Here is a 19,148-nt window from a genome sequence, read left to right as displayed (position 1 = left end):
GTGCCGTACGGCGTACGAGCTCTACGGCGTACGCGCGATCAGGTACCGGAATATGTTCGGCATCCATACGGTCGCGTCCCGGCGCAGATACGGATGGAGCGCCTCCGTGAGCTCCTTGACCACCTGGACGTGGTCGGTCGCCCGCTCGGCCGCGTCGAACAGGCCCGTCGACAGCAGCCCGCGCACCGCGCTCTCCATGTCCGCGTAGCCGAACGGGCACGCCACCCGCCCCGACCCGTCGGGCCGCAGACCGGCCCGGGACGCCACGTCCTCCAGGTCGTCGCGCAGGCTCGGCCGCCAGCGCGGCGCGTCGGTCAGCCGGGAGGCGATCCGCAGCACGCCGGAGGTCGCGCAGCGTTCCGGCGGGCCCCAACCGGCCAGCACCACCGCGCCGCCGCGCTCCGCAAGCGGTACCGCGGCCGCCAGCGCCGGGGCCAGGCCGTCGGAGTCGCCCGCCGCGCAGCCCACCGGCTCGAAGGCGGTCACCAGGTTGTACGGGTCCCCGTCGGGCGCTGCCGGGCCGTCCTCCACCAGACGGGTGCCGCGGCCGCCGCCCCACACACCGTCCGGGAGCAGCCGTGCACGGGCCAGCGCCAGACGCTCCGGGCGGCCGTCGACGCCCGTCACGCGCGCGCCGCGCGAGGCAGCGATCAGCAGGGCGAGCCCGGAGCCGCAGCCCAGGCCCAGCAGCCGGGTGGCGGGTCCCACCTCCAGCCGCTCGTACACCGCTTCGTAGAGCGGTACCAGCATCCGTTCCTGGATCTCGGCCCAGTCCCGGGCGCGGGCGCACGCCTGCGCGGGCGGGGCGGAGGCCGCCAAGGACTGGTGCCGGACGAGCACAGGTGTCATGGAAAGCGCCCCAATCCGCAGAAGAGGTCAGCCGTGCACTGAATGACAGCCCCCGTACACGTGCGGTCGCACTCCCCCCGTATGCCAGGGAACTCCGCATCCGCCACCGCGTCCAGAGGGAGGGCGATTCACGTTCGGGGCCGCCGGGCCCGTACCATTCGCGCCATGGCAAAGGCACCCGTTCTCACGCCCCAGGCGGAAGACTTCCCCCGCTGGTACCAGGATCTGATCAACAAGGCCGAGCTCGCGGACAACGGTCCGGTGCGCGGCACCATGGTGATCCGACCGTACGGCTACGGCCTGTGGGAGCGGATGCAGCAGGAGATGGACGCACGCATCAAGGACGCCGGCGCCCAGAACGCGTACTTCCCGCTCTTCATCCCCCAGTCTTACCTGACTCGCGAGGCGGAGCACGTCGAGGGCTTCGCGCCCGAGCTCGCGGTGGTCACGCACGGTGGCGGCAAGGAGCTCGAAGAGCCCGTCGTGGTGCGTCCCACCTCCGAGACGATCATCAACGACTACTTCTCCAAGTGGGTGCAGAGCTACCGGGACCTGCCGCTGCTCATCAACCAGTGGGCGAACGTGGTGCGTTGGGAGATGCGGCCGCGCGTCTTCCTCCGTACGAGTGAGTTCCTCTGGCAGGAGGGCCACACGGCGCACGCTTCTTATGAAGACGCCCGCGACTACGCGGCGCGCATCCACAAGGACGTGTACGCGGACTTCATGATCAACGTGCTGGGCATCGACGTGGTCCTCGGCCGCAAGACGCCCAAGGAGCGGTTCGCCGGTGCCATCAACACCCTCACGCTCGAAGGCATGATGGGCGACGGCAAGGCGCTGCAGCTGGGCACCAGCCATGAGCTGGGCACCAACTTCGCCAAGGCCTTCAACACCCAGTACCTGTCCAAGGACGGCAAGCAGGAGCTCGTCTGGCAGACCTCCTGGGGCGTCTCCACCCGCATGGTCGGCGGTCTGATCATGTCGCACGGCGACGACAACGGTCTGCGCGTGCCGCCGCGGCTCGCCTCCGTCCAGGTCGTCGTCATGGCCATCAAGGGCGACGAGGCCGTCGCCAAGGTCCGCGAGCTGGGCGACCGCCTGAAGGCCGCGGGCATCCGCGTCCAGGTCGACGACCGCGTGGACACCCCGTTCGGCCGCCGCGCGGTGGACTGGGAACTCAAGGGCGTGCCCGTACGCGTCGAGATCGGCCCGCGCGACCTGGAGGCCGGCACCGCGATGCTGGCCCGCCGGATCCCCGGCGGCAAGGAGCCCGTCTCCATCGACGCGCTCGCCGAACTGCTGCCCACCGTCCTCGAAGAGGACCAGGCGCAGCTGCTGCGCGAGTCCCGCGAGCGCCGCGAGGCCCGTACGAGCGACGTGAACACCATCGAGGAGGCCGCCGAGGCCGCCACCTCCGGTGGCTGGGCGCGCATCCCGTGGGCGACGCTCGGCGCCGAGGGCGAGGCCAAGCTGGCCGAGCAGGCGGTGTCCGTACGGTGTCTGGTCGCCGAGGACGGGTCGGTCCCCGAGGCCGACGACGCACCCGGTACCGTCGCGATCGTCGCGCGCGCGTACTGACGGCCCACGGGCCGGTCCCGGTCGGCCGAAAACGCCTCTTGCGCAACGGCCGGTTCCCGTAATCCCGGCGCGTGGACATCATCTACGCGCCGGGGCGTACGCGCCGCTACGTACTACCTTGGTGTGAGCTGTGAGGCTTCTCCGCAGATCAGCGCACCCGCCCTCGTCCGGACGCATCAACGGCAACTGACGGGTACGTGCAAATTATTTGGGATGCCCCGGAATAGGAACACCGGGGCACTCCGGCTCGTTGTCACGACGTGAGCACGACACCACCTGTTCTCGCCGCAGAGCTGGCGCAGGCGTGGGCCGACATTCAGCGGTACCACCCCGAGCTGCCAGACCTTGCCGCGCCCGAGTCCCTGATCGGAGAGTCGTCGTCCGCCTGTGGCGCCGAGCTCTCCTTCGAGCGACTGCTCCATGAAGCAGTCCACGGCATTGCCGCCGCCCGGGGTGTCCGCGACACCTCACGGGCCGGCCGCTACCACAACCGCAGATTCCTGGCCATCGCCGAGGAGTTGGGCCTCGACCATCCCGAGGAGCCGCACCCCAGCAGCGGATTCTCGCTGGTCGCCCTGAACCCCGAGGCACGGCGCCGCTACCGGCCGACCATCGAGCGGCTCCAGCGCGCCCTGAAGGCCCACACCGTCGCCACGGCCGCCGACACCAAGCGCTCCTTCAGAGGCCCGGCCGCCCGGCACGGCTCCTCCGGCGGTGGCGTGCGCGTCAAGGCGGTCTGCGACTGCGGCCGCAATGTGCGCGTCGTCCCGTCCGTGCTCGCCCAGGCGCCGATCGTCTGCGGCGGCTGCGGCAAGCCGTTCCGTATCCCCGAGGTCGTGGCGGCGGCGAGCTGATCCAGGGCTGGTCGAGGGCCGGTCGCCGGACGGGGGCGGCGCAGGCCCGTCCGCCGACGATCGGCCGCCGGCCGTCCGCCCGGGGGTGCCCCGCGGACCCACGGCGTGCCCGGCGCCGGCATGTGGCACAATGACTAGCTGTACTCGACAGCCGCATAGGAACCCTCTCGCCTCCGGCTGACGCGTCCATCGGGCACTTTGAGTACCGCAACCCCACGTGGCATCCCGTTGTGCCCCACCACGTCAAGACCAGGAGACACCACTCCAGTGGCAGTCAAGATCAAGCTCAAGCGCCTCGGCAAGATTCGCCAGCCGCACTACCGCATCGTCATCGCCGACTCGCGCACCCGCCGCGATGGCCGCGCGATCGAGGAAATCGGTCTGTACCACCCGACGTACAACCCGTCGCGCATCGAGGTCGACTCGGAGCGCGCCCAGTACTGGCTGTCCGTCGGCGCCCAGCCGACCGAGCCGGTCCTCGCCATCCTGAAGCTCACCGGCGACTGGCAGAAGCACAAGGGCCTGCCGGCCCCGGCGCCGCTGCTGGTTCCGGAGACGAAGGAGAGCAAGCGCCGCTCCTTCGACGAGTTCGCCAAGTCCCTCGAGGGCGACGACGCCAAGGGTGAGGCCATCACCCCCAAGGCCAAGAAGGCTGACAAGAAGGCGGACGAGGCTCCGGCCGACGCCGCCGAGTCGACCGAGGCCTGAGCATGCTCGAGGAGGCTCTTGAGCACCTCGTGAAGGGCATCGTCGACAACCCTGACGACGTGCAGGTGGCCTCGCGCACCCTGCGTCGCGGGCGCGTGCTGGAGGTCCGGGTCCACCCCGACGACCTCGGCAAGGTGATCGGCCGCAACGGCCGCACCGCCCGCGCTCTGCGGACCGTCGTGGGGGCGCTCGGTGGCCGTGGCATCCGCGTCGACCTCGTCGACGTGGACCAGGTCCACTGAAAAATCTGGTCGTTTCATTGTGATGCGCCGGCTCGGGCCGGGGAGGGCTTCGGCCAGCCCCGGCCCGCAGTCGTCTGTAGAGCACACACGTCTGTAGAGCACAGGCGTTTTCAGACACAGGCGTATTCAGAGCACATGCCGCAGGGCACCCGACAGGAGAGTTGAACGACGTGCAGCTGGTAGTCGCGCGGGTCGGCCGCGCCCACGGCATCAAGGGCGAGGTCACCGTCGAGGTGCGCACCGACGAGCCGGAGCTGCGGCTCGCGCCCGGCGCCGTACTGGCCACGGACCCGGCGTCCACCGGGCCGCTCACCATCGAGACGGGCCGCGTCCACAGCGGCCGGCTGCTGCTGCGCTTCGCGGGCGTGCACGACCGCACCGCCGCCGAGGCCCTGCGCAACACGCTGCTCATCGCCGACGTGGACCCGGACGAGCGCCCCGAAGAGGACGACGAGTACTACGACCACCAGCTCATCGACCTCGACGTGGTCCTCGCGGACGGCACCGAGGTCGGCCGGATCACCGAGATCTCGCACCTGCCGTCGCAGGACCTGTTCATCGTGGAGCGCCCCGACGGCACCGAGGTCATGATCCCGTTCGTCGGCGAGATCGTCACCGAGATCGACCTGGACGAGCAGCGGGCCGTCATCACGCCGCCGCCCGGCCTGATCGACGACCGCGCGGAGATCGTCTCCACCCGGGACGCCGAGGCGGAGGCCGCAGCCGAAGCGGCCGCGGCCAAGGACTCCGGCAAGGAATCCACCGAGGACTCCAGCGGGGACGACGTCTGATGCGGCTCGACGTCGTCACGATCTTCCCCGAGTACCTGGAACCGCTGAACGTCTCCCTCGTCGGCAAGGCACGCGCGCGTGGCCAGCTCGACGTCCAGGTGCACGACCTGCGGCAGTGGACGTACGACCGGCACAACACGGTCGACGACACCCCGTACGGCGGCGGCCCCGGCATGGTCATGAAGACCGACCCGTGGGGCGACTGCCTCGACGACACGCTCGCGAGCGGGTACGAGGCGGGCGCGCACGGCCCCGTCATGGTCGTGCCCACCCCCAGCGGGCGCCCCTTCACCCAGGAACTCGCCGTCGAGCTCTCCGCCAAGCCGTGGCTGATCTTCACGCCCGCGCGCTACGAGGGCATCGACCGCCGCGTCATGGACGAGTACGCGACCCGGATGCCGGTGTACGAGGTCTCCATCGGCGACTACGTACTGGCCGGCGGGGAAGCCGCCGTACTGGTGATCACCGAGGCCGTGGCGCGACTGCTGCCCGGCGTGCTCGGCAACGCCGAGTCCCACCGCGACGACTCCTTCGCCCCCGGCGCCATGGCCAACCTCCTGGAGGGCCCGGTCTACACCAAGCCCCCCGAGTGGCGCGGCCGCGGCATCCCGGACGTCCTGCTCAGCGGCCACCACGGCAAGATCGCCCGGTGGCGCCGCGACGAGGCGTTCCGGCGCACCGCCGAGAACCGGCCCGACCTGATCGAGCGGTGCGAGGCGTCCGCCTTCGACAAGAAGGACCGCGAAACCCTCAGCGTCATGGGCTGGCGGCCCACCGACGACGGCCGATTTTGGCGCAGGCCCCAAGCCGTGGAAGAATAGGCGGCTGCTGTACGCCCGACTGCGCCCCTGCCACAGGGGGACCGTCGCACACCGGGTGGCACAGCTCCCGAACTCTCACCGAAAACCCGCCCGGCGACCTGTGGCGTCGTGCGAAGAAAGCAGACGAAGAACATGTCTCACCTGCTCGACTCCGTCAACGCGGCCACGCTGCGCTCCGACGTCCCGGCCTTCCGCCCCGGTGACACCGTCAACGTTCACGTCCGCGTGATCGAGGGCAACCGCTCCCGTATCCAGCAGTTCAAGGGCGTCGTCATCCGCCGCCAGGGCGCGGGCGTCTCCGAGACCTTCACGGTCCGCAAGGTCTCCTTCTCCGTCGGCGTCGAGCGCACCTTCCCGGTGAACTCCCCGATCTTCGAGAAGATCGAGCTCGTCACCCGCGGTGACGTCCGCCGCGCGAAGCTGTACTACCTGCGCGAGCTCCGCGGCAAGGCCGCGAAGATCAAGGAGAAGCGCGACAACTGAGCTCAGGCTCGGGGGTGAGCCACCGCTCACCACACTCGCGTACGGGTCCACAGGCCGGGCGGATAGGCTCTGCCCCCGATGGACACCGAAGCACAGCACACGGAGCGCGACCTCCCCTCCACCCCTCAGCCGGGGCCGGAGCGGGGGTCGCGCTCCGCGCGTTTTCCCGCCCTCGCCGGCCACCTGGAAGGGCCCTGGCGCAAGGCCGTGGCCCTGCTCGCGCTGTGCCTGGTCTTCCTGCTGCTGCTCAGCCACTTCGTCGTCCAGCCCTTCGTGATCCCCAGCGGCTCCATGGAACCCACCCTGAAGGTGGGCGACCGGGTGCTGGTCAACAAGCTGGCGTACCGTTTCGGCGGCCATCCCGAGCGCGGTGACGTCGTCGTCTTCGACGGCCGGGGCTCGTTCACGGACGAGCCGCCGGAGGGGAACCCGGTGGGCAGGGCCCTTCGTTCAATGGTCGCGTCCCTGGGACTGAGGGAGTCCGAGGGGAACGTGTACGTGAAGCGCGTCGTCGGAGTCGGCGGCGACCGGATCGTGTGCTGCGACAAGGGCAGGAGGCTCCGGGTGAACGGGACACCGGTGACCGAGGAGTACGTGTACCCGGGCGACACCCCGTCCCAGGTGCCGTTCGACATCGTCGTGCCCGACGGCACCCTGTTCGTCCTGGGCGACCACCGCTCCCACTCCAGCGACTCCCGCGACCACCTGGGCTCACCGGGCGGCGGCATGGTGCCGGTCGACCATGTGGTGGGGCGCGTCGACTGGATCGGCTGGCCCGTCGGCCACTGGTCGCAGGTGCCCGGCTCCGGCGCCTTCGCGCGCGTGGGCGGGCCGGGCGGCGCCCATGGGTAACCGGGGGCGCCCGCGCTCGGGGGGCCGCTCGACGCCCCCGCCTCCGGTGGACGAGCCGCTGCCCACGGGGACGCGCAGTACGTCGCGGGTCGCGCCACCGGTTTCCGAGCCCGAGCCCGCGTCCGTGCCGGTTGCCGAGACCTTCGAGACGAGTGCCGGGGGATTCGATCCGGGGCCCGCCCCGGCGGACTTCGAACCGGCCGGGCCCGCCGAGCCGTTGACGTCGTCGTCCGGGGCGGGCGGGGGCGACTTCGACCGTCCGCCGGGCCGCCGGGCCCAGCAGGGCCGGGCCGACCGGCGCAGGCTCGCCCGCAAGGTGAAGCGGCGCCGACGCCGGTCCGCCGTACGGGAGATACCCCTGCTCGTCGGGGTGGCGCTGCTGATCGCCCTCGTACTGAAGACGTTCCTCGTGCAGGCCTTCGTGATCCCGTCCGGCTCGATGCAGGACACCATCACCATCGGCGACCGGGTGCTCGTCGACAAGCTCACGCCCTGGTTCGGCTCGAAGCCGCAGCGCGGGGACGTGGTGGTCTTCAAGGATCCCGGCGGCTGGCTGAAGGACGAGAAGAAGACCACCGGCGGTAGCGACCCGGTGGTCGTCAAACAGGTCAAGCAGGCCCTGACCTTCATCGGACTGCTGCCCTCCGACAACGAACAGGACCTCATCAAACGGGTCATCGCCGTCGGCGGGGACACGGTCAAGTGCTGTGACGCCAACGGCAAGGTCACCGTCAACGGCGTACCGCTCGACGAGCCGTATGTGCAGGCGGGCAACCCTCCCTCGAAGATCCCGTTCGAGGTGAAGGTGCCGCCGGGCAGGCTCTTCGTGATGGGCGACCACCGCTCGAATTCGGCCGATTCCCGCTTCCACCTCAACGAGGCGTACCACGGGACGGTCTCCGAGGACGGGGTCATCGGACGGGCCGTCGTCATCGCCTGGCCGTTCGACCGCTGGCGGCGGCTGGAAGAACCCGGGACATTCGGCTCGGTGCCGGACGCGCCCGGCAGGTCGGACACCGCGCAAGGTCAGTCGCATAGGGTGTCCTCCCGGGATCCGGCCACGGATCCCGACAAAACGCATGAATTGATGTCAATCGATTCGGTGTCGAACGAACCGATATCGAACGAGGCGATCCGGCCCCCGAGCCCTGCGGAACTCCCGCTCGTTATGGGAGTGGTGGGCCTGCGTCTGGCATGGCGCGGGCGGTGGCACGGAGTGAGGAGTGGATGTGGGGGATTTGGCGGTCGGCGCACGATCCGGACACGACGAGCCCGAGGAGCGGCCGGACCGGCCCGCCGATTCTCCCGCGCAGGCTCAGGCCGACAGCGGCGGTGGCGGCATCGAGGGCGGCAGCCCCGGCGGTGACGGGGAGCCGGGCGGCGGCGAAGGGCGCAGCCCCAAGAAGCCGCGCTCCTTCTGGAAGGAACTGCCGCTGCTCATCGGCATCGCGCTGATCCTCGCGCTGCTGATCAAGACGTTCTTCGTGCAGGCGTTCTCGATCCCCTCCGACTCGATGCAGGACACCCTGCAGCGCGGCGACCGGGTGCTCGTGGACAAGCTGACGCCGTGGTTCGGCGCCACGCCCAAGCGCGGCGAGGTCGTCGTCTTCCACGACCCGGGCGGCTGGCTGGAGGACCAGAAACCGGCCGAGCCCAATGTGGTGCAGAAGTTCCTCAGCTTCATCGGGCTGATGCCGTCCGCCGAGGAGAAGGACCTGATCAAGCGGGTCATCGCGACCGGCGGCGACACGGTGGAGTGCAAGAAGGGCGGCCCGGTCAAGGTCAACGGCCACGCCCTGAACGAGCCGTACATCTTCCCCGGCGACAGCGCCTGCGACGACATGCCGTTCGGCCCGATCAAGGTCCCCAAGGGCCGGATCTGGGTGATGGGCGACCACCGGCAGAACTCGCTGGACTCCCGCTACCACCAGGAGCTGCCCGGCGGCGGCACCGTCTCCGACGACGAAGTCGTGGGCCGTGCCTTCACCATCGCCTGGCCGCTCAACCGCATCGACTGGCTGGGCATCCCGGGCACCTTCGACCAGAAGGGCCTCAGCGGCATGGCGTCGAGCGCGCCGGTCGCGGCCGGACTGGCCGGCGCCGTGCCGATGGTGCTGTGGCGCCGCCGCAGGCTCACCCGGCAGAGTGACGCGATCGACCGCACCGAGCTGAGCCGCGAGGGCTGACCCGGCGGGATACCGACAGGTAGGGTGCCGTCCCAGATCGTCGATCTCCGGACCCGCGCGCACCGCGCGGGCGGCCGGGGGAGGAGCACTGGGATGAGCGGAACAGGACGTACGGGCGACGGCCGCGGCCGCGGTCTCGGCAATCTGCTGTCGGGGCTGGCCGTGGCCGTCGGCTGTGTGCTCTTCCTCGGCGGCTTCGCCTGGGGGGCCGTGGAGTACAAGCCGTACACGGTGCCCACCCAGTCCATGAACCCGACGGTCAAGGCGGGCGACCGCGTCCTCGCGCAGCGCATCGACGGCGGCGACGTGAAGCGCGGCGACGTGGTGATCTTCAAGGACAAGGTCTGGGGCAACGTCCCCATGGTCAAGCGCGTCGTCGGCATAGGCGGCGACACCGTCAAGTGCTGCGATGCGGGCGGCAAGCTCACCGTCAACGGCAAGCCGATCGACGAACCGTATCTGCACGGCACGGCCCCCTCCACGACCAAGTTCAGCGCCACCGTCCCCAAGGACCAGCTCTTCCTCCTCGGCGACGAGCGCGATGTCTCGCTGGACTCCCGGGTCCACCTGGAGGACGCGGCCAACGGATCCGTGCCGCGCTCCGCCGTCAGCGCGCGCGTGGACGCCATCGCCTGGCCGCTGGACGGCATGCTGAAGCGCCCGACGGGCTTCAAGGCCCTGCCGGGCGGCATCTCCCAGCCCGGCCCGCTGATGCTCGTGGTGGTCGCCATCGTCGCCGGGACGGTCCTCATCGTCCTGGGAGCGGCGTACGGGCCGGTCGCGCGGCGGTTCGGCAGGCGCGGGGCCGGGAACCGGCGGGAGGTGCCGGTCGGTGGGGAGTGAGACGGGCTCGGCGGGCTCGGCGGATGGGTCTGGTTCGGCAGGTGAGCGGGGCTCGGCCCCGGCCGCAGAGGTGCCCGGGGAGCTCCGCAAGGTCGCCCGGGTCGTACTGCTCGACCCGCAGGACCGCATTCTGCTGATGCACGGTTACGAACCGGACAATCCCTCCGACACCTGGTGGTTCACCCCGGGCGGCGGCCTGGAGGGCGACGAGACCCGGGCCGAGGCGGCCCTGCGCGAACTGGCCGAGGAGACCGGGATCACGGACGTCGAGCTCGGGCCGGTGCTGTGGCGGCGGATGTGCTCGTTCCCGTTCGACGGCCGCCGCTGGGACCAGGACGAGTGGTACTACCTGGCCCGTACGACCCAGACCGAGGCCGCGCCGACGGGCCTCACCGAGCTGGAACAACGCAGTACCACGGGGCTGAGGTGGTGGACCTCCGCCGAACTGTCGGCGGCCCATGAGACGGTGTACCCGACCAGGCTCGCCGAGCTGCTGCGCACGCTGCTCGACGAGGGTCCTCCGCGTACGCCGGTGGTCCTGGCTCCGGAAATCGTCTAGGGATCCGGGGCGCTGACGCACAATAGGGGGACGCACGGCTGAAGGGGAACATGCCATGAGCGCCGAGGACCTCGAAAAGTACGAGACCGAGATGGAGCTGAAGCTCTACCGGGAGTACCGCGACGTCGTCGGTCTGTTCAAATACGTGATCGAGACCGAGCGGCGTTTCTACCTCACCAACGACTACGAGATGCAGGTGCACTCGGTCCAGGGCGAGGTGTTCTTCGAGGTGTCGATGGCCGATGCCTGGGTCTGGGACATGTACAGGCCGGCCCGGTTCGTCAAGCAGGTGCGGGTCCTCACGTTCAAGGACGTGAACATCGAGGAGCTCAACAAGAGCGACCTCGAACTTCCGGGCGGCTGATCACACTCGTTCGAGTGGCCGGGTTTTCCACAACCGCCGGGTTATCCACCAAGATCCACTTGATCGCGGCGGGTGCGTGACAGTCGGTACCGGAGGTGGTGCCGAATGAACGCACAAGGAGCACTCGGACAGTACGGCGAAAACCTGGCGGCCAGGCTGCTGAGCGACGCCGGAATGACGGTGGTCGCCCGCAACTGGCGGTGCGGCAGGGCCGGAGAGATCGACATCGTCGCCCGCGACGGTGACGTGCTGGTGGTCTGCGAGGTCAAGACCCGCAGAGCCGGCGCGTTCGAACACCCCATGGCGGCCGTCACCCCGGCCAAGGCCGAGCGGCTCAGACACCTGGCCGAGCGATGGCTCGCCGACCACGGCGGACCGCCACCGGGCGGCGTCCGCATCGACTTGGTCGGAGTCGTCCTGCCCGACCGGGGCGCACCCCGGGCCGAGCACGCGCGGGGGGTGGCCTGAATGGGATTCGCCCGCACCTGCTCCGTCGCGCTCGTCGGAGTCGAAGGCGTCGTCGTCGAAGTCCAGGCCGACCTCGAACCCGGCGTCGCCGCCTTCACCCTCGTCGGCCTGCCCGACAAAAGCCTCAGCGAAAGCCGCGACCGCGTCAGAGCGGCAGTCGTCAACTCCGGCGCCGACTGGCCCCAGAAGAAACTCACCGTCGGCCTCAGCCCCGCCTCCGTCCCCAAGGGCGGCAGCGGCTTCGACCTCGCCGTCGCCTGCGCGGTCCTCGGCGCCGCCGAACGCATCGACCCGCGCGAGCTCGCCGACCTGGTGATGATCGGGGAGCTCGGACTCGACGGCCGGGTGCGCCCCGTGCGCGGCATCCTGCCCGCCGTCCTCGCCGCCGCGGAAGCCGGATACCAGCAGGTCGTCGTGCCCGAACAGGCAGCGGCCGAAGCGTCCTTGGTGCCGGGCATCTCCGTCCTCGGCGTACGGAGCCTGCGCCAGCTCATCGCCGTCCTCACCGACGAACCCGTGCCCGAGGAGGAACCCGCCGAGGAAGGCAGGCCCGACGCCATGCTCGCGGGCCTGGTAGTACCGGGCGCAGGCGTCGGCACCGGCCTGTCCGCCGACGCCGACAGCAGCCCGCCCGACCTCGCCGACGTCGCCGGACAGCACGGCGCCCGCACCGCCCTGGAAGTCGCCGCAGCCGGCGGCCACCACCTGATGCTGTACGGACCGCCGGGCGCAGGCAAAACCATGCTCGCCGAACGGCTCCCGGGCATCCTGCCGCCGCTCACCCGCCAGGAATCCCTCGAAGTCACCGCGATCCACTCGGTCGCGGGCATCCTTCCCCCGGGCAAACCCCTGGTCAGCAAAGCGCCCTACTGCGCGCCCCACCACTCGGCGACCATGCAGTCCCTCGTCGGCGGAGGCAACGGCTTACCACGGCCCGGAGCGGTCTCCCTCGCCCACCGGGGCGTGCTGTTCCTCGACGAGGCCCCGGAGTTCACCGGCAAGGCTCTTGACTCCCTGCGCCAGCCCCTGGAAGCCGGTCACGTCATCGTCGCCCGCAGCGCGGGCGTCGTGCGTCTGCCCGCCCGCTTCCTGATGATCCTTGCCGCCAACCCCTGTCCTTGCGGACGCCACACCCTGCACGGCGCGGGCTGCGAATGCGCCCCGTCCATGATCCGCCGCTACCAGTCCCGGCTCTCCGGACCGCTCCTGGACCGCGTCGACCTGCGCGTCGAGGCCGAGCCCGTCCGGCGCGAGGACCTGCTCGCCCAGGGCGGGCGCGGCGAATCCACGGCGGTGGTCGCCGAACGCGTCCTGGCCGCCCGAGAACGGGCCGCCGCCCGCCTCGCGGGCACCCCCTGGACCACGAACAGCGAAGTCCCCGGCCACGAACTGCGCACCCGCTGGGCGACCGCCCCCGGCGCCCTCGCCGCAGCGGAACGCGACATGGAACGCGGCCTGCTCACCGCCCGCGGCCTCGACCGCGTCCTGCGCGTCGCCTGGACCATCGCCGACCTCTGCGCCAAGGACCGCCCGGACGAGAGCCACATCGGGCTCGCCCTGGAACTGAGAACGGGCATCTCGCGGGGCGCGCCGATGCCGGTGGGGGGTGCGGGGTGAAGGGTGACGATGCCACTTCGGGAGACCGGGGGAGTGGGGAGGCGACGGGTGCGCTGGCGGGTGGTGCATCCGCCGGGGTCGGGCCGGTTGGCGCCGATGCCGAGACGGTCGGCGCGGTCGACAGCGAGCGGCTTGCGCGGGTCGCGCTGACCCGGGTCATCGAGCCCGGCGACGAACGCGGTGGCCGCTGGCTGCGCACCCACGGCGCCGTGGAGCTGATGCGGCGCCTCACCTCGCCCGAGGACCCCGACGACCCGCTCACCGGAGCAAGCACCGCACGGCTCGCCACCTACCGCAGACGCGCGGCCGCCGCCGACCCCGAGCAGGACCTCGCCGCCCTCGCCGACGCAGGCGGGCGGTTCGTCTGCCCCGGAGACAGCGAATGGCCCGGGCAACTCGACGACCTCGGGGACGCCCGGCCCGTCGGACTCTGGCTGCGGGGCCCGGCCGACCTGCGGATATGGGCACTGAGATCGGTCGCGGTGGTCGGCGCCCGCGCCTGTACGCCCTACGGCGCCCACATGGGAGCCGGCCTCGGCGCCGGGCTCGCCGAAAAAGGCTGGGTGGTGGTGTCCGGCGCGGCGGCAGGCGTCGACGGTGCGGCCCATCGCGGCGCCCTCGCCGCAGGCGGCGCCACCATCGCCGTACTCGCCAGCGGAGTCGACGTCGTCTACCCGCGCGGCCACACGGAGTTGATCGGCCGCATCGCCGAACAGGGCGCCCTCGTAGCGGAGTTGCCACCCGGCGACCACCCCACGCCGAGCCGGTTCATCCTGCGCAACCGCGTGATCGCCGCGCTCACCCGGGGCACGGTCGTCGTCGAGGCCGCGTACCGCAGCGGCTCCCTCGCCACCGCCCGCACCGCACAGCGGCTCGGCCGCCACACCATAGGAGTGCCCGGACCCGCCACCAGCGGACTCTCGGCCGGAGTGCACGAACTGCTGCGCGGTGAGGCCGTCCTGGTCACCGACGCCGCCGAAATCGTCGAACTCGTCGGAGAGATGGGCGAGCTCGCCCCGGCGCGCCACGGCCCCGTCCTGCCCAGAGACCTCCTCGGCCCCGCCACCGCACGCGTGCTCGACGCCCTCCCGGGCCACGGCGAAGCCCCCGTACGAGCCATCGCCCGCGACGCCGCCACCACCGAGGACGAAGCGCTCAACCGGCTCTACGAACTCCACTCGCTGGGGTTCGTCGAACGCGAAGGCGACCGCTGGCGGTTGACGTCAAGCGCGCTCCGCCTGCCGGGTGCGCGGCGAGGCGGTGCTTGACCTGGAGCATTCGGGTGAAAAGGTAAGGCCGATGACCACCGAGGGCCGCAGCGCAGCGCTTTCGGGGCCGACGCACCCCGCGACGGCCCCGATCCGCGCCTGCCACCCGCCGCCCCCACCGCGCAAGGTCTACCCACCCGGCGTTCGCGCACCGCGACACCCCGGTCACGCTACGCTCACGAGGGCCCCGCATCAGAAACAGCTTCCCGCACACGTCACAGCAGAACGGCTCAAGGCAACGAATGCCCCAGCACACCTCCGGGTCTGATCGCACGGCAGCTCCCCCCGCTGCCCGCGCCGGCGGCACCGTGCGACCACCGGCGCCCTCGTCCGTCGACGAACTGTGGCGCTCGTACAAGAACAGCGGCGACGAGCGCCTGCGCGAGCAGCTGATCCTGCACTACTCACCGCTGGTGAAGTACGTCGCGGGCCGGGTGAGCGTAGGGCTGCCCCCCAACGTCGAACAGGCCGACTTCGTCTCCTCCGGAGTCTTCGGACTCATCGACGCCATCGAGAAGTTCGACATCGAACGGGCCATCAAGTTCGAGACCTACGCCATCACCCGCATCCGCGGCGCGATGATCGACGAACTCCGCGCACTCGACTGGATCCCGCGCTCCGTACGCCAGAAGGCCCGCGCCGTCGAACGCGCCTACGCCACCCTGGAAGCGCAACTGCGCCGTACCCCCTCGGAGAGCGAAGTCGCCACCGAGATGGGCATCGCCGTCGAGGAACTGCACGCCGTATTCAGCCAGTTGTCCCTCGCCAACGTGGTCGCGCTGGAAGAACTGCTCCACGTCGGCGGTGAGGGCGGCGACCGGCTCAGCCTCATGGACACCCTTGAGGACACCGCGGCCGACGACCCCGTCGAGATCGCCGAGGACCGCGAACTGCGGCGACTGCTCGCCCGCGCCATCAACACACTCCCCGAACGCGAGAAGACGGTCGTCACCCTCTACTACTACGAAGGGCTCACCCTCGCCGAGATCGGCAACGTCCTCGGGGTCACCGAGAGCCGGGTCAGCCAGATCCACACCAAATCCGTCCTCCAGCTGCGGGCCAAACTGGCCGACGTCGGGCGCTGAGCACCGCCCCGGAATGCTCCCCGCGCCCATCCGCTCACACCGAGCCGGCCGTACAGTGGACCGGTGCCAAGGATTCGAGCGGCCTCGGTGGCCGAGCACCGCACCATGCAGCGTGCCGCACTGCTGGACGCCGCACGCGCCCTGCTGTCCGAGGGCGGCACCGAAGCCCTGACCTTCCCGGCCCTGGCCGAGCGCACCGGGCTCGCCCGCTCCTCCGTGTACGAGTACTTCCGCTCCCGGGCCGCCGTGGTGGAAGAGCTGTGCTCCGTCGACTTCCCGCTCTGGGCCGCCGACGTCGAAGCCGCGATGCAGCAGGCTGCCGGCCCCGAGGACAAGGTCGCCGCGTACGTACGCCGCCAGCTCGAACTCGTAGGCGACCAGCGCCACCGCGCCGTCGTCGCCATCTCCGCCAGCGAACTCGACGCCGGTGCCCGCGAGAAGATCCGCGCCGCCCACGGCGGCCTCATCGCGATGATCGTCGAAGCCCTCGGCGAGCTCGGCCACACCCAGCCCCGCCTCGCGGCCCTGCTGCTCCAGGGCGTGGTCGACGCGGCGGTGCGCCGTATCGAACTGGGCGCGGCGGAAGGCCCGGCGGCCATCACGGACGCGGCGGTGGGGATGGCGCTGCGGGGCGTGGTCGGCTAACTCGGCCTCCGGGGGGCCTCCCCCCCCGCCCCTCCCCCCCCAGCCCCCCCACACCCCCTCACCCCGCCTCCACCCCCACCCCAAACACCGGCAGCAACCGCGCATGCCCCCGCCGCACCAGAACCAGCGGGTTCAAATACACCTCCCCCCGCTTCAGCCCCCAGTGCAGGCACCCGTCAGCGCAGTGCCACGGCCCCGCGTCCAGGACCGCGACCGGTTGCCCGGCCGTAACGCGTTCGCCCGGATGTACCAGCGCCCGCACCGGCTCGTACGTGGTGCGCAGCGGTGGGCTTCCGGACCCGTCCAGGGTGATCGTCAGTACGCCCTGCCCCGCGACGGGGCCCGCGAAGGTCACCCGGCCCGGTGCCACCGCGCGGATCTCCGTGCCCGGTGGTGCCGCCAGGTCGACGCCCCGGTGGCCGGGGCCGTACGGCGTGGCGGGCGGTTCCCAGCCCCGTATCACCACGGGCGGACCGGGCACAGGCCACAGTCCGCCCCGGGCAAGACGAGCAGGATCAGCCGGACGAGCCACCGGCACCCGGGCCGAGCCCCCAGGCCCAACCACCGACCCAGCCAGCCCACCCCCTGGCACCCCACCCCCCACCGACCCCACAGAAGACGTGACAACCAACGCGAGCAATGTGCAGTACGTGCGGTACATGGAAAAAATGATCGCGGTGAAAGCCAAATCCCGATGATCATGGGCCGGATCTGTGGATAACCTGGCCGTTGTGGACAGTGCCGTCACCCGGCACTGTCACGGTCCCGTACACTTCTTGTGGCGATCCGGGTCACCGGGTCGACTTCGCACGCCCCGCCAGTGGTCCACTTCCGATCCGTCAGAGGTCAAGATCACCGGCCGCGTCTCTCGGTCCTTCACCTGTTCAGTCCGGTGCAGGGCACGGCGCACCGGGGCGTCAGGCGCGGCAGCCGACCGGCCGCCGCGGTAACCGAGTACCTCAAGGAGTACGGCCATGGCCGTCGTCACGATGCGGGAGCTGCTGGAGAGCGGCGTCCACTTCGGTCACCAGACCCGTCGCTGGAACCCGAAGATGAAGCGCTTCATCTTCACCGAGCGCAACGGCATCTACATCATCGACCTGCTCCAGTCGCTGTCGTACATCGACCGCGCCTACGAGTTCGTCAAGGAGACCGTCGCGCACGGCGGCTCCATCATGTTCGTCGGTACGAAGAAGCAGGCCCAGGAGGCCATCGCGGAGCAGGCGACTCGCGTGGGCATGCCCTACGTGAACCAGCGCTGGCTCGGCGGCATGCTGACCAACTTCTCCACCGTCTACAAGCGTCTGCAGCGCCTCAAGGAGCTTGAGCAGATCGACTTCGAGGACGTCGCGGCCTCGGGTCTCACCAAGAAGGAGCTCCTGGTCCTCTCGCGTGAGAAGGCCAAGCTGGAGAAGACCCTCGGTGGTATCCGCGAGATGTCGAAGGTTCCCAGCGCCGTCTGGATCGTCGACACCAAGAAGGAGCACATCGCCGTCGGTGAGGCGCGCAAGCTCCACATCCCGGTCGTCGCGATCCTCGACACCAACTGTGACCCCGACGAGGTCGACTACAAGATCCCGGGCAACGACGACGCGATCCGCTCCGTCACCCTGCTCACCCGCGTGATCGCCGACGCCGTCGCCGAGGGCCTCATCGCCCGTTCCGGCGTCGCCACCGGTGACTCGAAGCCGGGCGAGAAGGCCGCCGGCGAGCCGCTCGCCGAGTGGGAGCGCGACCTGCTCGAGGGCGACAAGAAGGCCGACGAGGCCGAGGCCCCGGCCGCCGAGGCCGAGAAGCCGGCCGAGGCCGCTGCGGAGGCTCCGGCCGCCGAGGCGCCGGCCGCGGACGCCGAGCAGGCCTGACCTTCGGGTCCACGCTTCGGTGATGACGGCGGGGGCACACGCTGTGTCCCCGCCGTCACCCCGTAGCCCCGTAGATCTTTCAGACTTCGAGTCAGACTTCGAGAGAGAAACACAGACTCATGGCGAACTACACCGCCGCTGACGTCAAGAAGCTCCGCGAGCTCACCGGCGCCGGCATGATGGACTGCAAGAAGGCGCTGGACGAGGCCGACGGCAGCGTCGACAAGGCCGTCGAGGCCCTGCGCATCAAGGGCCAGAAGGGCGTCGCCAAGCGCGAGGGCCGTTCCGCCGAGAACGGTGCCGTGGTCTCCCTGCTCGCCGAGGACAACACCTCCGGTGTCCTCCTTGAGCTGAAGTGCGAGACGGACTTCGTCGCCAAGGGCGACAAGTTCCAGGCCACCGCCGCCGCGCTCGCCGCGCACGTCGCCGCGACCTCCCCGGCCGACCTGGAGGCGCTGCTCGCCTCCGAGATCGAGGCCGGCAAGACCGTCCAGGCGTACGTCGACGAGGCCAACGCCAACCTGGGCGAGAAGATCGTCCTGGACCGCTTCGCGCAGTACGCCGACGGTTTCGTCTTCGCGTACATGCACCGCACCATGCCCGACCTGCCGCCGCAGATCGGTGTCCTGGTCGAGCTGGACAAGGCCGACGCCGATGTCGCCAAGGGCATCGCCCAGCACATCGCCGCGTTCGCGCCGAAGTGGCTGTCCCGTGAGGACGTCCCGGCCGAGGTCGTCGAGACCGAGCGTCGTGTCGCCGAGGAGACCACGCGCGCCGAGGGCAAGCCCGAGGCCGCGCTCCCGAAGATCGTCGAGGGTCGCGTCAACGGCTTCTTCAAGGACGCCACCCTCCTGGGCCAGCCGTACGCGCTGGACAACAAGAAGTCGGTCCAGAAGGTTCTGGACGAGGCCGGTGTCACCCTGAAGCGCTTCACGCGTATCAAGGTCGGCATCTGAGTCCGTTCAGCGATCGACGGAAGACCCGGCTGGGACCAGCTAGGGTCTGAGGCAGTCGTCGGCCGCGCTCGCGACGGACGACCGCAGATCTGACGAGGAGGCCATTGCCGCTCAGGG

General features: G+C 70.7%; 22 protein-coding genes. 20 read left to right on the top strand and 2 right to left on the bottom strand.

Annotation, left to right across the window (positions count from 1 at the left end; genetic code table 11):
• Window positions 1–21: 21 nt before the first annotated feature.
• Complete coding sequence (locus tag ACT1U9_RS07745; protein WP_444537626.1) at window positions 22–849, bottom strand: methyltransferase domain-containing protein; 828 nt, start codon at window positions 847–849, stop codon at window positions 22–24.
• A 165-nt stretch (window positions 850–1,014) separates the two neighbouring features.
• Between ACT1U9_RS07745 and proS the strand changes: the two genes are divergently transcribed.
• The 18 genes from proS (at window position 1,015) to ACT1U9_RS07655 (ending at window position 16,213) form a co-directional block, all read left to right on the top strand.
• A complete protein-coding gene (gene proS / locus ACT1U9_RS07740; protein WP_444537625.1) occupies window positions 1,015–2,427 on the top strand; it encodes a proline--tRNA ligase in 1,413 nt (470 codons plus the stop codon).
• A gap of 260 nt (window positions 2,428–2,687) precedes the next feature.
• Entirely contained in the window at window positions 2,688–3,281 is a 594-nt protein-coding gene (locus ACT1U9_RS07735) for a hypothetical protein (RefSeq protein WP_101390352.1), read from the top strand.
• A 267-nt stretch (window positions 3,282–3,548) separates the two neighbouring features.
• Complete coding sequence (gene rpsP / locus ACT1U9_RS07730; protein ID WP_444537624.1) at window positions 3,549–3,989, top strand: 30S ribosomal protein S16; 441 nt, start codon at window positions 3,549–3,551, stop codon at window positions 3,987–3,989.
• 2 nt (window positions 3,990–3,991) lie between these two features.
• The gene (locus ACT1U9_RS07725) at window positions 3,992–4,231 is read left to right on the top strand and encodes an RNA-binding protein (protein ID WP_030287397.1); all 240 of its coding nucleotides are present in this window, start codon (window positions 3,992–3,994) and stop codon (window positions 4,229–4,231) included.
• A gap of 170 nt (window positions 4,232–4,401) precedes the next feature.
• Window positions 4,402–5,022, top strand: a complete 621-nt coding sequence (gene rimM / locus ACT1U9_RS07720; RefSeq protein WP_444537623.1) for a ribosome maturation factor RimM — start codon at window positions 4,402–4,404, stop codon at window positions 5,020–5,022.
• Window positions 5,022–5,843, top strand: coding sequence for a tRNA (guanosine(37)-N1)-methyltransferase TrmD (gene trmD, locus ACT1U9_RS07715; protein ID WP_444537622.1), 822 nt, complete (start codon window positions 5,022–5,024; stop codon window positions 5,841–5,843). Before rimM ends, trmD begins: the two co-directional genes overlap by 1 nt.
• 132 nt (window positions 5,844–5,975) lie before the next feature.
• The gene (rplS, locus tag ACT1U9_RS07710; protein ID WP_444537621.1) at window positions 5,976–6,326 is read left to right on the top strand and encodes a 50S ribosomal protein L19; all 351 of its coding nucleotides are present in this window, start codon (window positions 5,976–5,978) and stop codon (window positions 6,324–6,326) included.
• A 78-nt stretch (window positions 6,327–6,404) separates the two neighbouring features.
• Window positions 6,405–7,178 carry a signal peptidase I gene (gene lepB / locus ACT1U9_RS07705; RefSeq protein ID WP_444537620.1) on the top strand — a complete coding sequence of 258 codons (774 nt, stop codon included), beginning with the start codon at window positions 6,405–6,407 and terminating at the stop codon, window positions 7,176–7,178.
• A gap of 124 nt (window positions 7,179–7,302) precedes the next feature.
• Window positions 7,303–8,544, top strand: a complete 1,242-nt coding sequence (lepB, locus tag ACT1U9_RS07700; protein WP_444537619.1) for a signal peptidase I — start codon at window positions 7,303–7,305, stop codon at window positions 8,542–8,544.
• Window positions 8,519–9,364: a signal peptidase I gene (lepB, locus tag ACT1U9_RS07695; RefSeq protein ID WP_444539036.1), complete on the top strand. Its 846-nt coding sequence runs from the start codon at window positions 8,519–8,521 to the stop codon at window positions 9,362–9,364. The genes lepB (ACT1U9_RS07700) and lepB (ACT1U9_RS07695) overlap by 26 nt, the downstream gene beginning before the upstream one ends.
• A 93-nt stretch (window positions 9,365–9,457) precedes the next feature.
• Complete coding sequence (gene lepB, locus ACT1U9_RS07690; RefSeq protein ID WP_444537618.1) at window positions 9,458–10,207, top strand: signal peptidase I; 750 nt, start codon at window positions 9,458–9,460, stop codon at window positions 10,205–10,207.
• Window positions 10,208–10,277: 70 nt separating this feature from the next.
• Window positions 10,278–10,766, top strand: coding sequence for an NUDIX hydrolase (locus ACT1U9_RS07685; RefSeq protein ID WP_444539035.1), 489 nt, complete (start codon window positions 10,278–10,280; stop codon window positions 10,764–10,766).
• Window positions 10,767–10,821: 55 nt separating this feature from the next.
• Window positions 10,822–11,130, top strand: a complete 309-nt coding sequence (locus tag ACT1U9_RS07680) for a DUF2469 domain-containing protein (protein WP_003965949.1) — start codon at window positions 10,822–10,824, stop codon at window positions 11,128–11,130.
• 105 nt (window positions 11,131–11,235) lie between these two features.
• Window positions 11,236–11,598, top strand: coding sequence for a YraN family protein (locus ACT1U9_RS07675; protein WP_444537617.1), 363 nt, complete (start codon window positions 11,236–11,238; stop codon window positions 11,596–11,598).
• Window positions 11,599–13,215, top strand: a complete 1,617-nt coding sequence (locus ACT1U9_RS07670) for a YifB family Mg chelatase-like AAA ATPase (protein ID WP_444537616.1) — start codon at window positions 11,599–11,601, stop codon at window positions 13,213–13,215.
• Window positions 13,212–14,483 (top strand): DNA-processing protein DprA, encoded by a 1,272-nt coding sequence (gene dprA, locus ACT1U9_RS07665; RefSeq protein ID WP_444537615.1) that lies wholly within the window; start codon window positions 13,212–13,214, stop codon window positions 14,481–14,483. The genes ACT1U9_RS07670 and dprA overlap by 4 nt, the downstream gene beginning before the upstream one ends.
• Before the next feature lie 242 nt (window positions 14,484–14,725).
• Window positions 14,726–15,568 (top strand): RNA polymerase sigma factor WhiG, encoded by an 843-nt coding sequence (gene whiG / locus ACT1U9_RS07660; RefSeq protein ID WP_444537614.1) that lies wholly within the window; start codon window positions 14,726–14,728, stop codon window positions 15,566–15,568.
• Window positions 15,569–15,655: 87 nt separating this feature from the next.
• On the top strand, window positions 15,656–16,213 hold the full coding sequence (locus ACT1U9_RS07655) for a TetR/AcrR family transcriptional regulator (protein ID WP_444539034.1): 558 nt from the start codon (window positions 15,656–15,658) through the stop codon (window positions 16,211–16,213).
• 58 nt (window positions 16,214–16,271) lie between these two features.
• Here ACT1U9_RS07655 and ACT1U9_RS07650 read toward each other — a convergent pair whose 3' ends face one another.
• Window positions 16,272–16,694, bottom strand: a complete 423-nt coding sequence (locus ACT1U9_RS07650; RefSeq protein ID WP_444537613.1) for a murein hydrolase activator EnvC family protein — start codon at window positions 16,692–16,694, stop codon at window positions 16,272–16,274.
• A 493-nt stretch (window positions 16,695–17,187) separates the two neighbouring features.
• On the opposite strand from ACT1U9_RS07650, the gene rpsB reads away from it, so the two are divergent.
• Window positions 17,188–18,075 carry a 30S ribosomal protein S2 gene (gene rpsB / locus ACT1U9_RS07645; protein ID WP_444537612.1) on the top strand — a complete coding sequence of 296 codons (888 nt, stop codon included), beginning with the start codon at window positions 17,188–17,190 and terminating at the stop codon, window positions 18,073–18,075.
• A 119-nt stretch (window positions 18,076–18,194) separates the two neighbouring features.
• The gene (tsf, locus tag ACT1U9_RS07640; RefSeq protein WP_444537611.1) at window positions 18,195–19,031 is read left to right on the top strand and encodes a translation elongation factor Ts; all 837 of its coding nucleotides are present in this window, start codon (window positions 18,195–18,197) and stop codon (window positions 19,029–19,031) included.
• The last annotated feature ends 117 nt before the right edge of the window (window positions 19,032–19,148 follow it).

Source organism: Streptomyces sp. BR1, assembly GCF_052373795.1.
Classification (GTDB): domain Bacteria; phylum Actinomycetota; class Actinomycetes; order Streptomycetales; family Streptomycetaceae; genus Streptomyces.
This window is presented reverse-complemented; position numbering and strand designations above follow the sequence as displayed.

What these genes read in the sequence shown, in the direction of transcription:
- lepB (WP_444537618.1), top strand. Translation starts at nt 9,458, where the DNA reads ATGAGCGGAACAGGACGTACGGGCGACGGCCGCGGCCGCGGTCTCGGC.
- ACT1U9_RS07675 (WP_444537617.1), top strand. Translation starts at nt 11,236, where the DNA reads ATGAACGCACAAGGAGCACTCGGACAGTACGGCGAAAACCTGGCGGCC.
- ACT1U9_RS07680 (WP_003965949.1), top strand. Translation starts at nt 10,822, where the DNA reads ATGAGCGCCGAGGACCTCGAAAAGTACGAGACCGAGATGGAGCTGAAG.
- rplS (WP_444537621.1), top strand. Translation starts at nt 5,976, where the DNA reads ATGTCTCACCTGCTCGACTCCGTCAACGCGGCCACGCTGCGCTCCGAC.
- trmD (WP_444537622.1), top strand. Translation starts at nt 5,022, where the DNA reads ATGCGGCTCGACGTCGTCACGATCTTCCCCGAGTACCTGGAACCGCTG.
- tsf (WP_444537611.1), top strand. Translation starts at nt 18,195, where the DNA reads ATGGCGAACTACACCGCCGCTGACGTCAAGAAGCTCCGCGAGCTCACC.
- ACT1U9_RS07745 (WP_444537626.1), bottom strand. Translation starts at nt 849, where the DNA reads ATGACACCTGTGCTCGTCCGGCACCAGTCCTTGGCGGCCTCCGCCCCG.
- proS (WP_444537625.1), top strand. Translation starts at nt 1,015, where the DNA reads ATGGCAAAGGCACCCGTTCTCACGCCCCAGGCGGAAGACTTCCCCCGC.
- ACT1U9_RS07670 (WP_444537616.1), top strand. Translation starts at nt 11,599, where the DNA reads ATGGGATTCGCCCGCACCTGCTCCGTCGCGCTCGTCGGAGTCGAAGGC.
- ACT1U9_RS07725 (WP_030287397.1), top strand. Translation starts at nt 3,992, where the DNA reads ATGCTCGAGGAGGCTCTTGAGCACCTCGTGAAGGGCATCGTCGACAAC.
- lepB (WP_444537620.1), top strand. Translation starts at nt 6,405, where the DNA reads ATGGACACCGAAGCACAGCACACGGAGCGCGACCTCCCCTCCACCCCT.
- rpsB (WP_444537612.1), top strand. Translation starts at nt 17,188, where the DNA reads ATGGCCGTCGTCACGATGCGGGAGCTGCTGGAGAGCGGCGTCCACTTC.
- whiG (WP_444537614.1), top strand. Translation starts at nt 14,726, where the DNA reads ATGCCCCAGCACACCTCCGGGTCTGATCGCACGGCAGCTCCCCCCGCT.